Raw genomic sequence first — 13,596 nt, 5'->3', positions numbered from 1 at the left:
TCCGCTGAGCGTCAGACGCGCACCCCGCGAGTTCAGCTCGCGGGCTATGCGCGAACCGAGCTGGCCGGTGGCACCGACCACCAGGAAGTGTTTGCCGACAAGAACGCCACCGCTGCTCTGATCCATGCCCAGAGCCTAACAACCGGCTCCGACAAGTCCCGCGGAGGGCGCCGGCAGTACGCCCTTCAGGGCCTACCGCGGTCGGTCCGGCCCTTCAGCTGCCGGAGTTGCTGCTCGGTAGCGTCGCGTGCCTCGAGTTCTTCGAATGCCCGCTCGAGGTTCGGTGACGAGGGATCCGACCACGCAAGCTCTTCCTGTGCTGCCTGAAGATGCCGCAGACGCCGGGCTTCCTGTTCCGCTTCGCGGGCGGCGCGAGCAGTTTCTGCACTGCTGCCCGCAGAGGCTGAAACTGCACCCTGGACTTCCAAGGCTGCCTGGGTAGCCCCTTGCTGCGCCCTCAGTGATTCGAATCGGACCGCATTCTCGTGCAGCGAGGTTTCCAGACGGTACAGATCGGCCTCGAGCGAGCGGAACTGCCGGTCGACGTCGTCTCGCTGTTGGGTCAGCGTATCGAGCCTCTTCTGCACCTCCAGCGCCCGGCGCAGGGCTGCACGCGCAGCGTCGTCGTTCGAGTTCGCAACCGCGCGCTCTGCCTCACGGTTGCAGGCGTCGAGGTCTGCGGCCGCCTGCCGGGTCAGGGTCTCCACCCGGTGCCGGACGGCGGCGAGGTCCGCTACGCTGCGACGTGCCCGGTCGAGGTTTTCCTCCTGCTGCCGCTGCGACTGCCCGAGCGTGGCGATTGGGTCGACGGGTTCCTGCGCATTACGGCGTGAGGAAATGATGCGTGAGATGCGGCGTCGGACGGACACGTCGGCTATGCCCGCCGGGTGCCGGTGCCGTACGCGGCGTTCCAGGTTTTCAGCGCGCCGATCTCCATGGTGAGCCGCGACGTGGCGCGGTCAAGCTGCCTGCTGCCCGAGACCTGGTGAACCTCCAGGAGCGTGCGGCGCAGCTGTGCTGACAAATCGCAGAGGGAATCCACCTCGGATCCGATGCTGCGGGCGAGTTCCTCCCGCAGGACCCTGTTGGGTTCGCGCTCGGCAAGGGCGATCCGTTCACCGAGTACCGCTTCAGCGCGCGTGAGGTCTTCGGCGGTTGCGGCGAGGGCACCGGCGGGGGACCCCTGGGCGATAGCGGCTGAGAGGGACCGGCGGGTGGCGTCGGTTGAGCGCTCAAGCTGAAGGCGGTACCTCGCGAGTTCCCGGGAAGACGCGTCCGTGGAGAAGGACCGAATGCGGCTGCTCCCCCTCTGGATCCGGCGGCGGAGGATTCCTGAGCGTCGGATGCGGCGAACAATCAACCAGGTACCGGTTGCCGCGCCGATCGCCAGTACGCCCAGGACTGCTCCGCCGAACAGGAGGAGCTGGAGTACACCCTCCAGCAGGACTTCCGCGGCGTCAGCGAACTCTGATTCAGGCATGTATACAAGTGTGCCGTGGATTTGGACGTTGCGCCATGTGAGGAGCCCTCAGCGGGAGGGGTCTCCGCGCCAGATCATCAGCGCCTGGCTGCGCGGGCGGGGGCGCTGCCCCCGGGCGAGGGTGACGACGTCGCCGGCCAGCCCTGCAGCGAAGACGCGGCTGGTTTCCGCTTTACGGCGCTGTGACAGCTCCTCAGTGAGTTCACTGACCCGGTGTTGTAGGGCCATCACCTGATTCTCGAGTTCGAGGATGCGCCGGATTCCTTCCAGGGAGACACCCTCCTGGGAAAGACGCTGGACCTCGCGCAGGACGTTGACGTCACGCTGGGAGTACCGGCGGGCCCGTCCCGGTGCCCTGCTGGGAGTGACGAGGCCCAGCCGGTCGTACTGGCGCAGAGTCTGGGGATGCATGTCTGCCAACTCTGCGGCAACAGAGATGACGTAGATCGGCATATTCATATCAACAGACATTGGTGTCGCTCCCCTCTGCTGCCTAGATTTCCCACACCCTAGAGCCGTGCCTTCTCGGCAAGGTTGTTCCGCGGATCGGCGTCCTTCGTGGCGTTCGCGAAGGCTTCCACAGCGGCCTCTGCCTCCTTGTTCAGGTTCTGGGGAACGACGACGTCGATGGTTACCAGCAGGTCACCGGTTGCCTTGGACGTCTTCACCCCTCTGCCCTTAACGCGCAGGGTCCGACCGGAAGGTGTGCCCGCGGGTATTTTGACCTTCACCGTTTCCCCGTCGAGCGTGGGCACCTCCACCTGCGCTCCGAGGGTTGCCTCGGGGAAGGTGACCGGCACGTGCACCCGGATGTTGTCGCCGTCGCGCTGGAAGAACGGGTGCGGCTTCACGTTCACCGTGACCATCAGGTCGCCGTTGCCCGCCGGCCCGGTCTGTCCCTTCCCGCGGACCCGGACCTTCTGGCCGTCCCGAATGCCGGCAGGCACGCGAACATCGATCACCTCGCCGGACGGTTCCCGCAGGCCGATGGTGGTTCCGCGGATGGATCCCGCGAAGGAGATGGTGGTGCTGGCGGTACGGTCCGCGCCCTTGCGGGGCGGTGCCTGGTACCCGGGGAACCCGCCGCCGGACGAATAGCCGCCGCCGAACAGATCGGCGAATTCCGGAGGCAGATTGCTGCCGCCGCCGAAACCGCCGCGTTGACGGCCGGCTGTTTGCCCGAAGAGGTTGCCGAACATGTCGTCGAACCCGGCGCCGCCGCCCGGTCCGCCCGGTCCACCCGCAGTGAAGCGGGCTCCACTGCCCATCGCCCGGATGGCGTCGTACTGCTGACGTTCCTCCGGGTCGGACAGCACCGAATAGGCCTCCGAGATGTCCTTGAACATCTTGTCCGAGCCGCCCGTGCTCTGGTTCTGATCGGGGTGGTGCTTTCGCGCGAGCTTCCGGTAGGCCTTCTTGATGTCGGCGTCGGAGGCGTCCTTGGGCACACCAAGGATCTTGTAGAAGTCCTTGTCGACCCAATCCTGACTAGCCATCTGACCCCTCCTCTCTAAAAATCTCTAAGTTGCCTGTTCGTGGAAGCGTTGCGTCCTTCCCCTCCGAGGAAGGGGGCTTTAATATTCCGAAGCGAGCTCTGCGAGTCTCGGAATTTCGTTGCCCCCGTTCGGAGGGGAAGGACGCGCTCAGCTACTCAGGAACCGCGACGATCACTTGGGCGGCCCGCAGGACTCGCTCGTCCTTCTTGTAGCCTGCGCGCAGGATCTGGCTGACGCTGTCGAACTGCACGTCCGCGCTCGGCTGCTGAATGAGTGCCTCATGGATGTTCGGGTCGAACTCCACTCCGGTCTCATCGATGCGGGACAGGCCGTAGGTCTTCAGGGCGTTCTCCAGTTTGGTGGAGATCGCGGCGAAGGGCCCGTCTGCGAGGTCACCGTGCTGGCGCGCGGCGTCGATGTCGTCCAGAACCGGCATGAGCGAGTTCAGTACCCCGATCACTGCCATATCCCGGGCGACGTCGCGATCCCGCTCCACGCGCTTGCGGTAGTTGACGTACTCGGCCTGAAGGCGGAGGAGGTCGTTCCGAAGCTCTGCCTCGACGTCGGTGGAAGGCGTGGAGATCTCTTCCCCGCCGCCGGCCTCGTTGAGGATCGCCTCTGCCTGGGCCAGTGCATCAGCACCGGCGTCGGGACCATCCGCAGCCATCCCAGGGGCGCCTGCATCAGCGCTTCCTGAGCCGGGCTCCTGCCCGGCACCCGCAGAGGGTGCCTGGTCAGGAGAGCCCGAACCGGAATTGTCCTGCTGCCCACGGACCTTCCCAGTTTCCGGGTCGATCTTCCGGTTATCGCGGAAGCTGACTGGCTCTGAGTGCTCTTCTTCGTTTCCGTGGTGCGGCATGGCTACTTCTTCTCGTCTTCGTCAACAACCTCGGCGTCGACGATGTCGTCGTCGTCTGCCTTGGTCCCGTTCTCGCTGGGCTCACCTGCACCGGCAGCACCGGGACCGGAGGCGCCCTCCTGCTGGGCCTGGGCGTAGATGGCTTCACCGAGCTTGGTCTGCGAGGTCTGCAGCTTCTCGAAGGCGGCCTTCACCTCATCATCGTTGTCCTGGGACTCGAGGGCCTTCTTCAGGGCGTCGACGTCGGCCTGAACCTCGGTCTTGACTTCCTCCGGCAGCTTGTCCGAGTTGTCGTCGATGAGCTTGCCTACCGAGTAGGCCAGCTGCTCGGCAGAGTTGCGGACATCGGCTGCCTCGCGGCGCTTCTTGTCCTCGGCTGCGTGCTCCTCGGCTTCGCGGACCATGCGGTCGATGTCTTCCTTCGACAGCGCGGTTCCGCCCGTGATGGTCATGGACTGTTCGGTTCCGGTGCCCTTGTCCTTGGCGGACACGTGCACGATGCCGTTGGCGTCGATGTCGAAGGTGACCTCGACCTGAGGAACGCCGCGGGGTGCCGGTGCAATACCGGTGAGCTCGAACGTGCCCAGCGGCTTGTTGTCACGGGTGAACTCACGCTCGCCCTGGAACACCTGGATGGCAACCGAGGGCTGGTTGTCATCGGCGGTGGTGAAGGTTTCACTGCGCTTGGTGGGGATGGCCGTGTTGCGCTCGATGAGCTTGGTCATCACGCCGCCCTTGGTCTCGATGCCCAGCGACAGCGGGGTCACGTCGATCAGGAGGACGTCCTTGCGCTCACCCTTCAACACACCGGCCTGCAGCGCAGCACCAACGGCTACGACCTCATCCGGGTTCACGCCCTTATTGGGCTCCTTGCCGCCGGCCAGTTCCTTCACCAGGTCCGAGACAGCCGGCATACGGGTGGATCCGCCGACGAGCACGATGTGATCGATGTCCGAGACCTTGATGCCGGCTTCCGCGATGACGTCGTGGAACGGCTTCTTGGTGCGGTCCAGCAGGTCCTTGGTGAGGTCCTGGAACTTGGCGCGGCTCAGGTGCTCGTCCAGGTGCACAGGGCCGTCCGGGGTGACCGAAAGGTACTGCAGGGAGATGTTGGTGGACGAGGCGGAGGACAGTTCCTTCTTGGCCTGCTCGGCAGCTTCCTTCAGTCGCTGCAGTGCAATCTTGTCCTTGGAGAGGTCTGCGCCCTTGGCCTTTGCCTGCGCGAGCAGGAAATCCACAACGCGCTGATCCCAGTCGTCGCCGCCGAGGCGGTTGTCACCGGAGGTTGCACGGACCTGGATGGTCGAGAAGTCGTCCTCATCCTTGCCGACCTCGAGGAGCGAGACGTCGAAGGTTCCGCCACCGAGGTCGAACACGAGGATGAGCTCGTCTTCCTTGCCCTTGTCCAGGCCGTAGGCGAGAGCTGCAGCCGTGGGCTCGTTGACGATGCGCAGCACGTTGAGGCCGGCGATCTCACCGGCTTCCTTGGTTGCCTGGCGCTCGGCGTCGTTGAAGTAGGCCGGCACGGTGACGACGGCGTCGGTCACCTTTTCGCCAAGGTAGCTCTCGGCGTCGGTCTTCAGCTTCTGCAGGATACGGGCAGAGATTTCCTGCGCCGTGTAGGTCTTGTCATCCACCTGCTTCTTCCAGTCGGTGCCCATGTGGCGCTTGACGGAAGCGATGGTGCGGTCGATGTTGTTGACGGCCTGGCGCTTTGCGATCTCGCCGACCAGGACTTCGCCGCCCTTGGAGAAAGCGACGATGGAGGGAGTGGTGCGTGCACCCTCAGCGTTCGCGATGACGGTGGGTTCGCCACCCTCAAGCACAGAAACGACTGAGTTGGTTGTTCCGAGGTCGATACCTACTGCACGTGACATGCGTGTTCCTTTCGACGAGCCGCTGGCTTTGGTTTCCACCGGCCGGGATTGTCGGTTCCGCTCAGATTGAGCGTTCTGCACTCAACCTTACTACGACCTGATGGAGTGTCAAGCTGAAGTTGAGTCTACTTCGCTCAACTCGGGATCCGCACGGTGCTTTGGGTCGGACGAAGAGGAGGCCGCGCCGTCGTGCTTTGCCAGCTTCGAGGGCCACCAGATCTTCGGGCCGAGGTCATATGCGAGCGCCGGAACCAGCAGCGACCGGACGATCACCGTATCCAGCAGCACACCGAACGCCACGATGAACGCGATCTGCGCCAGGAACAGGATGGGGATGATCCCGAGCGCGGCGAACGTCGCGGCAAGGACGATTCCCGCCGAGGTGATCACCCCACCGGTCACGCCGAGGCCGCGGAGGATGCCCGGCCGGGTTCCGATGCGCAGCGACTCCTCCCGCACGCGTGTCATCAGGAAGATGTTGTAGTCCACCCCCAGCGCGACGAGGAAGACGAAACCGAAGAGCGGCACCGAGGCATCCGCGCCATCGAACCCGAGGATGTTGTTGAACACCAGCGCCGACACCCCGAGCGCGGTCGCATAGGACAGCACCACCGAGCCGATCAGCAGCAGCGGCGCCACCACCGAGCGCAGCAGGAGCATGAGGATGACCAGAATGACGACGAGGACTATCGGGATGATCTTCGTCAGGTCAGCCTGCGCTGTGACGTTGGTATCCAGCGCGACGGCGGTTACCCCGCCGACCAGCGCATCCGGGCTCACGGCATCCAGGTCAGTGCGCAGCTGCCTGACGAGTTCCTCCGCTTCGGCGGAGTCCGCCTGGTAATCGAGGGTCGCCCGCATCAGGACGTTGCCATCGCGTACGATGACGGCGCCCGCCTGGTCGGCGACAAGCGTCGCCTCCGCTACACCCTCGGAGCTTTCAAGGACCTCGAGGACTCCATCTTCCCGGCCGGCAGGCGCAATCACGATGACCGGGCTGCCTGCGCCGGCGTCGAAGTGGCGCGCCAGCGCATCCTGCCCGTCGACCGCGTTTGACGGGGAAAGGATCACTGAAGACTGCGGCACACCGGATGCCTGCAGCTGAAGCAGTCCCAGCGAGCCGGCGGCGAGCACCAGCAGGGACACAACCCAGACCGGGCGCGAGAACCTCGACACCAGGTGGCCGATGCGCTTCCAGGTGCCGCGCAGACCTTCGAGTCCCGTGACGTTGCTGCCGTGGACCCCGGCAGGATGGGTACCGGCTTTGGGCCGCAGCGGCCAGAATGCGCTACGGCCGAAGATCAGGAGGAGCGCAGGAAGCAGGCTCAGCGCGGCAAGCAGCGAAAAGACAATCCCGATCGCGGCGATCGGACCGAGGCTGCGGTTCGAATTGAGATCCGAGAAGAGCAGGCACAGCAGCGCGAGAATGACGGTGGCACCCGATGCGACGATCGGCTCCACCGACGCACGGTAGGCGACCCTCATCGCGTCCCACTTCGAGCTGAATTCCGTCAGGGCTTCCCGGTATCGGGCCACGAGCAGCAGCGCATAGTCCGTCGCGGCACCGATCACGAGGATCGACAGGATGCCCTGGCTCTGGCCGCTCAGTTCAATCCACCCCCAGAGCGCAAAGGCATAGACGAGCAGGATGGAGGTGGCCAGCGCGAAGACGGACGTGAACAGGACCAGGAACGGCAGGATGAGTGCACGGTAGACGGCCAGCAGGATGACGAACACGGCGGCGAGCGCCACGGCAAGGAGGATTCCATCGATACCCCCGAAGGCACTGACCAGGTCCGCTGTGAAGCCGGCGGGGCCGGTGACATACCCTTCGGCATCTGCCGGCAGCTCGGCCTCCAGCACCTCGCGGAGTTCGATGATCACCTCGCCCAGTTCGGCGTCGTCGGCCACCGAAGCGATGTATTGGATGGCAAAACCGTCCTCTGAGGGGATCGGGCCAACGACGGCGGGCTGGCCCTCCGCAGCCGGCTCAAGCCCGGGCACATCCGCGAGCCGGGTAGCCAGCTCCTGGTACTGCGCCAGCTCCGGCGGCGGAATCTCCGATTCCGACTCGACGACGATGACGGCGGGTATGGCAGTGGAGTCGGTGAATGCTTCCTGCAACTCGCCGGCCTCCGTCGATTCCGCGTTCGCGGGCAGGAAGGACGCCTGGTCGTTGCTGGAAACCTCCTCCAGCTTCCCGAAGGTGGGTCCGCCGAACCCGGCACCGATGAACCACAGCACCACGATGAATGCCGGAAAGAACACCCGGACCCACTTCTTCTTGAACATGCCAATCCCTTCTAGGTATCTCTATTACCTACTATATCCATGATGGAGATAAATGGCAGTATCCTAATCTGTAGGTAGAGGAGGAACATGGCCGACGCCGCACCACGTGAACTGATGGCCCTGCTGCAACAGTTCACTGTCGAGACCGATCGATATGTCGACACCATCAGCGTTCGGGATGCACTGCACCGGACTGACCTGAACGCGCTCGGCATCATGATGGGCGCCGCTCGTGCCGGTGCCACCGTGACCCCGGGCATGCTCCGCCAGGCTCTCAACCTGAGTTCCCCGGCGACCACCGCCCTGATCGACCGGCTGGACGAAGCGGGTCATGTCCGCCGTTCACGCAGTTCCGTGGACCGGCGGCAGGTACATCTGGAGATGACGGAGAAGGCCCTCGCCACCGGCTCCAGGCTGTTCACTCCGCTGGCCAGGGAAGTGGAGCAGTCGCTCGCCGAATTCACGCCTGAGGAGCTCGCACTCCTCAGCAGGATGATACGGAAAGTCACCGACGCCACGGTGCACGCACGCGAACACGCGATGGACGAAGCACCGGGGTAATCTGTCGATCATGAGCGACGAGGTCTACTCCCACGGCCACCATTCGAGCGTCACCAGCGCCCATGCAGCGCGCCGGGCAACAGATTCCGCCGGGTACCTGCTGGAGCACCTTTCGTCCGGAATGAACATGCTCGACGTCGGCTGCGGTCCCGGGAGCATTACCGCCGACTTCGCCGCACTGCTCGATCCCGGACAGGTCATCGGCATGGACCGCTCAGAGGACGTTGTGGCATTGGCCGAGCGGACGTACGCAGGGGTGGAGAACCTCTCCTTCCGCACCGGCAACGTGTACGACCTTGACCTCGAGGACGAGTCCGTCGATGTTGTCCACGCGCATCAGGTGCTGCAGCACCTCACCGACCCGGTCGCCGCGCTGCGTGAGATGCACCGGGTTGCGCGGCCGGGAGGGATCATCGCGGTCCGCGACGCAGACTTCCACGCGATGGCGTGGTACCCACCTACGCCGGAACTCGACGAGTGGATGGACACCTACCAGCAGCTGGCCCGCAGCAACCAGGCCGAGCCCGACGCCGGACGCCACCTCCTGGCGTGGGCACACGAAGCGGGACTCACGGACGTGGAAGCTTCGTCGTCGAACTGGTTGTACGCCACCGAGGAACGCCGGCGCTGGCACGCCGAGACCTGGGCGGAGCGGGTCCTGAGTTCCGGCTTCGCGGAGCAGACCCTCGAGCGGGGTCTGGCAGACCAGGCCACGCTGGAGCGGCTGGCTTCGGGATGGCGCCGCTGGGGCGAGTCACCGGATGGCTGGTTCCTCATCCCCTGCGGTGAACTGATCATCCGGGTATAGCGCTGTCGGCACGCCCGATGCGCCCCTCCTGCCTTCATACCTAGGATTGACCCATGTACAGGATCGTCACTGTCTGCACCGGTAACATCTGCCGCTCTCCCATGGCCGAGATCATGTTGAACCGTGCCTTCGAGGAAGCGGGACTGGACGACGACGTCATGGTTGACTCCGCAGGCACCACCGGCTGGGAGGCGGGTAACCCGATCGACGAGCGCGCAGCCGCAAAGCTGACCGAGCTCGGCCTCACAAGCGAAACCCACCGCGCACGGAAGTTCGATCCCATCTGGTACGCAGAGCGGGATCTCATCCTTGCCCTCGATGTGGACCACTACGAGGATCTGAAGCTTGAGGCTCCCGATGCGGAGAGCCGAGGCAGGGTGCGGATGCTGCGCGAATTCGACCCGTCGACGGCCGGCACGCCGATCTCCGAGCTTGGCATCTACGACCCCTGGTATGGGGACAGCGCCGATTTCGAGGCCACGTGGCAGATGATTCACGACGCCGTTCCCGGGATCGTGCAGTTCGTGCTGGAAGAGCTCGCCCGCGGCCACGCTGCCCGGTGATCCTCTGTCATCAGAGGCCGACAACTGTGATGGGAGACCGATAACCGTAGTTAAAGACCTACGACGCTCCTCAGCACCGCAAGGTGCTGCTCGAAGAGTTGTTCCGGGTCCGAGAAGGTGCCCTCGCCATACTGGCCGAAGACCTCGAAGCTGACGATGCCGAAGAGCGAGGCCCACACGAGGGTTCCCCGCACGATGAGGTCGTCATCCGCTGCCAGGCCCATCTCCTCCCGGATGCGTGCCAGATCCGCCGGCAGCATGCCTTCGGCGGGGACACCCGGCATGATGCCGGGGAGCGTCCCACCCCTGCCGTTAGCCCGGTAGGCGTCGTCGTAAATGCGGACCAGTGCCCGAATGACCCGCGTACCCGGGCCGGTGGTCTGCTCTGCCGGAGCGTGATAACCGGGCACAGGACTGCCGAACAGCAGGGCATAGCGGGCCGGCTCCCGCACAGCCCAGCGGCGAACCGCGCGCGCGAGCACCAGGAACTTCCCGGCATGATCCGACGGCGCCACCTCCGCCACTGCTGCGTCCACCTCATCGCCGAGCTCGGTGTAGGCATCGACCACCAGGAGAGTGAGGAGCTCGTCCCGGCTCTTCACGTAGCGGTACACCGCGGAAGACACCAGTCCCAGATCCCGCGCGATGGCACGCAACGACAATGCCGCAGCCCCGTGCACGACAAGATGCTCCCGACCAATGCGCGTGATGTCCTCCATCGTCTGAGCGCGCGCACGTTCCCTCGGAGTTGGAGTCATACGCCCATGCTTTCCGACCGTGAGAGCGGTGTCAACAGAAGAGAGCACCGCTCTTGACAGTAGCCCTCCAGCCGCTCAAACTAATTGCGAGAGCACTGCTCTCTTTTTCATCACAACCACGTTTCCATCACAACCACCAGGAGCAACCAATGACACAGCTATTTGCCGTCACCGGTGCGGGGCCGGTCGGCTGGACCATCGCCGAACACTTGGCAAGCCGAGGCGACACCGTGCGCGTCCTCACCAGATCCGGAAGCGGTCCTGACCTGCCAGGCATTGAACGCGTCCGCGCGGACGCGTCGGACTACCGGCAGATGCAGCAGGCGTTCGACGGCGCGTCGGCCGTCTTCCACTGCATCCATGGTTCCGCCTACACCGCCGCTGCCTGGGAGTCCGAGCTCCCACGGGCCGAGCAGGTGGTCCTGGAGGCGGCCGGGCGAGCAGGCGCCGTCGTCGTCTTTCCGGAGAGTTTGTATTCCTATGACCGGCCCGGTGAAGTCTTGACCGAATCGTCTTCCCGCGGCGCCGGCGGCGGCAAGCGAGGCGTGCGGACCACGCTGTTGCAGCAGCGCGAGGCATCATCCACGGCGACGGTCAGCGTGGTGGCGTCGGACTTCTATGGACCACGCGTCCGCACCGCCCATGCCGGCGAGCGCATTGTCCCCCGTGTGCTCGCCGGAAAGACCATCCGGCCGCTGGGGAACCCGGACCTTCCGCACTCCTTCACGTACGTTCCGGACCTTGCAGCGGCGATGATCGCCGCGGCCGCGCGGGACGAGCTCTGGAACTCACTCCTGCACGCGCCGACGGCCGCTGCTCCCACCCTGCGTGAGATGGTCCGCGGATTTGCCCGCGCCGCGGGGGTGGCTGAGCCTCGGACGAAGCCCATTTCGGGCCGGATGGTCCGTGCGCTGGGAGTGGTGTCGGGCGACCTGCGGGAACTCAAGGAGCTGCTCTATCAGTTCGAGAACCCGTTCGTCATGGACTCCTCACGGAGCGAGGCGCTCCTGGACCTCAAACCCACGCCCCTTCAGCAGGGCGCAGCAGCGACGGTGAGCTGGTGGCAGGGGAAGGAGGCCGCGGTGGACAGCCCTAAGATTATTCAGTGACTCTTTCGCTGTGGCTGGCACTCGTTGGTGCCCAGGCGCTCATCAGCTTTACGCCGGGTGCCGGCGCCGTGAACACCATGAGCAATTCGCTCACGGTGGGATTCCGGCGCTCCATGTGGGGCATCCTCGGCCAGCAGCTTGCTCTCCTTGTTCACATCGCCGTCGTTGCGGCCGGAGTCGGTTTGCTGGTGGCCGGGTCGCCGCTGGCTTTCAACGTCATCCGTTACGCGGGAGCCGCCTATCTGGTGTATCTCGGCATCCGGAAGTTCCTTGAGCGTCCCGTCCCGGCCGAGCAGGCGGCAATGCTCCATGCCGAAGGCGCGGGTTCAATGTTCCGGCGCGGCCTCTGGGTGAACCTCCTCAATCCGAAGGCCATCGTGTTCTTCCTTGCCTTCGTTCCACAGTTCATCCGGCCTGACCAGGAGCTGCTCGGCCAGTACGGGGTGCTGGCGGGCACCGTCGTCGTTATCGATGTCCTGGTGATGTGGCTCTTCTTCGCGGCAGCTGCCCGCTCCTTCAGCCGGTTCACCAGCGGTCCGAGCGGCCAGCGCCTGCTCAACCGCATCTTCGGGAGCCTGTTCATCGCCGTCGGTGCACTGTTGGCGTTCGCCTGACGTATGGCACACAAGTCCGCGAACGCCGTCGTTCCGCTCATTATCGCCGTGGACGGCCGGTCCGGCGCGGGCAAAACCACCCTCGCGGTAGAGCTCACCGCCCTGCTGCGGGAACATCACACCGTCAGCCTCTTCCACCTCGAGGACATCTACCCCGGCTGGGACGGCCTGGCGAACGGCATGGACCGTTACGTTCGCACAGTGCTTTCACCCCTGGCGGCAGGGCGCCCCGCCCGGTGGACGGCGTGGGACTGGACCGCAGAAGAAGACGGCGACGCCCGCAGCACGCAGCCCGCGGACATTGTGCTGGTCGAGGGAGTCGGTGCGGCGTGCGCAGCTGCCCGGGAACACCTCGATGTGGTGATCTGGATCGACGCCGACGACGACCTCCGCCGAACCAGCGCCCTGAACCGCGACGGCGACACCTATGCCCCGTTCTGGAAGCGGTGGTCGGAGCAGGAAGAGCAGTGGCTCGCAGCTGATCACCCGGCGCCGCATGCGGACCTTTTGGTGCAGGGACACCGGGGCAACTCGGTTCCCGACCAGTTGCGCCGCGCGCTCACCGGGCTGCCGCAATGCGAGTCCCTGATGTCAATGGAACGGGCTGCCCGCCGGGGCCTGACCCTGCAAGTGGAAACCCTTGACCTGCTGCCCGATGCTGCCCGCGTCTTCCGCGAGCTATACGCCGGGTCCACCTCCGCCGCATGGCTTGACAGTTCCGCCACGGAGGACCCGCACGGCCGGAACCGCTTCTCGATCCTGGCCGACGACGGCGGGCGCTTCGGCCAGACTGCGCAACACACCGGCGGGACCACCCTGGTCACGAGCGGCCCGGTCACAGCCCGGATCGTCGGTCCCTTCTTCCGCTGGCTGGACGGCGTGTGGGGTCGCCGGGCGGTTCGACTGCCCGCGGAGTACCCGGGCCCGTTCGCTCTCGGCTGGCTGGGCTACCTCGGATATGAGCTGAAGCGCGAAACCGGCGGCCGCACGCCGGAGGCAAGTCCGGTTCCGGATGCATCCCTGCTTTTCGCCGGCCGGGCCGTGGTCCTGGACCATCAGGAAAAGCGCACCCACCTGCTCACCCTGCATGACGATTCCCGAGACGCAGACGCGGAAGCGTGGCTGAAACGGGCGCGCGCCGTCGTGCTCTCCGAACGGGAATCCACCACACCGAACTCC

General features: G+C 65.3%; 13 protein-coding genes and 1 pseudogene. 6 read left to right on the top strand and 8 right to left on the bottom strand.

What is annotated here, in order from left to right; translation table 11 throughout:
• Positions 1–185: 185 nt before the first annotated feature.
• The 7 genes from RIF85_RS10065 to RIF85_RS10035 all read right to left on the bottom strand — a co-directional run bounded on the left by RIF85_RS10065 (position 186) and on the right by RIF85_RS10035 (position 8,004).
• Positions 186–869 carry a PspA/IM30 family protein gene (locus tag RIF85_RS10065; RefSeq protein ID WP_309071777.1) on the bottom strand — a complete coding sequence of 228 codons (684 nt, stop codon included), beginning with the start codon at positions 867–869 and terminating at the stop codon, positions 186–188.
• Between the two features lie 5 nt (positions 870–874).
• A complete protein-coding gene (locus RIF85_RS10060; protein WP_309071776.1) occupies positions 875–1,480 on the bottom strand; it encodes a hypothetical protein in 606 nt (201 codons plus the stop codon).
• Between the two features lie 48 nt (positions 1,481–1,528).
• A complete protein-coding gene (locus tag RIF85_RS10055) occupies positions 1,529–1,951 on the bottom strand; it encodes a heat shock protein transcriptional repressor HspR (protein ID WP_309071775.1) in 423 nt (140 codons plus the stop codon).
• A gap of 38 nt (positions 1,952–1,989) precedes the next feature.
• Complete coding sequence (locus RIF85_RS10050; protein WP_309071774.1) at positions 1,990–2,976, bottom strand: DnaJ C-terminal domain-containing protein; 987 nt, start codon at positions 2,974–2,976, stop codon at positions 1,990–1,992.
• Positions 2,977–3,127: 151 nt separating this feature from the next.
• The gene (locus RIF85_RS10045; RefSeq protein ID WP_309071773.1) at positions 3,128–3,835 is read right to left on the bottom strand and encodes a nucleotide exchange factor GrpE; all 708 of its coding nucleotides are present in this window, start codon (positions 3,833–3,835) and stop codon (positions 3,128–3,130) included.
• Between the two features lie 2 nt (positions 3,836–3,837).
• Entirely contained in the window at positions 3,838–5,712 is a 1,875-nt protein-coding gene (dnaK, locus tag RIF85_RS10040; protein WP_309071772.1) for a molecular chaperone DnaK, read from the bottom strand.
• Positions 5,713–5,820: 108 nt separating this feature from the next.
• Positions 5,821–8,004: an MMPL family transporter gene (locus RIF85_RS10035; RefSeq protein ID WP_309071771.1), complete on the bottom strand. Its 2,184-nt coding sequence runs from the start codon at positions 8,002–8,004 to the stop codon at positions 5,821–5,823.
• Positions 8,005–8,091: 87 nt separating this feature from the next.
• Here RIF85_RS10035 and RIF85_RS10030 point away from each other — a divergent pair, with 87 nt between their 5' ends.
• Genes RIF85_RS10030 through RIF85_RS10020 form a run of 3 tightly spaced genes read left to right on the top strand, consistent with a single transcriptional unit; the run spans position 8,092 to position 9,936 of the window.
• Positions 8,092–8,565 carry a MarR family transcriptional regulator gene (locus tag RIF85_RS10030; protein ID WP_309071770.1) on the top strand — a complete coding sequence of 158 codons (474 nt, stop codon included), beginning with the start codon at positions 8,092–8,094 and terminating at the stop codon, positions 8,563–8,565.
• Positions 8,566–8,575: 10 nt separating this feature from the next.
• Positions 8,576–9,373, top strand: coding sequence for a methyltransferase domain-containing protein (locus RIF85_RS10025; RefSeq protein ID WP_309071769.1), 798 nt, complete (start codon positions 8,576–8,578; stop codon positions 9,371–9,373).
• A 53-nt stretch (positions 9,374–9,426) separates the two neighbouring features.
• Positions 9,427–9,936: a low molecular weight protein-tyrosine-phosphatase gene (locus tag RIF85_RS10020; protein WP_309071768.1), complete on the top strand. Its 510-nt coding sequence runs from the start codon at positions 9,427–9,429 to the stop codon at positions 9,934–9,936.
• Between the two features lie 50 nt (positions 9,937–9,986).
• Here RIF85_RS10020 and RIF85_RS10015 read toward each other — a convergent pair whose 3' ends face one another.
• Positions 9,987–10,694: a WHG domain-containing protein gene (locus tag RIF85_RS10015; RefSeq protein ID WP_309071767.1), complete on the bottom strand. Its 708-nt coding sequence runs from the start codon at positions 10,692–10,694 to the stop codon at positions 9,987–9,989.
• Positions 10,695–10,843: 149 nt separating this feature from the next.
• Between RIF85_RS10015 and RIF85_RS10010 the strand changes: the two genes are divergently transcribed.
• The 3 genes and pseudogenes from RIF85_RS10010 to RIF85_RS10000 all read left to right on the top strand — a co-directional run.
• Complete coding sequence (locus tag RIF85_RS10010; protein ID WP_309071766.1) at positions 10,844–11,803, top strand: NAD-dependent epimerase/dehydratase family protein; 960 nt, start codon at positions 10,844–10,846, stop codon at positions 11,801–11,803.
• The gene (locus RIF85_RS10005; RefSeq protein ID WP_309071765.1) at positions 11,800–12,417 is read left to right on the top strand and encodes a LysE family transporter; all 618 of its coding nucleotides are present in this window, start codon (positions 11,800–11,802) and stop codon (positions 12,415–12,417) included. Before RIF85_RS10010 ends, RIF85_RS10005 begins: the two co-directional genes overlap by 4 nt.
• Positions 12,418–12,420: 3 nt before the next feature.
• Positions 12,421–13,596 (top strand): annotated as a pseudogene (locus tag RIF85_RS10000) (aminodeoxychorismate synthase component I); the annotation flags it as partial.

The organism is Arthrobacter sp. (assembly GCF_031179385.1).
GTDB lineage: Bacteria > Actinomycetota > Actinomycetes > Actinomycetales > Micrococcaceae > Arthrobacter_D.
The sequence above is the reverse complement of the archived record's forward strand: the minus strand, read 5'-3'. Positions and strand labels throughout refer to the sequence as shown.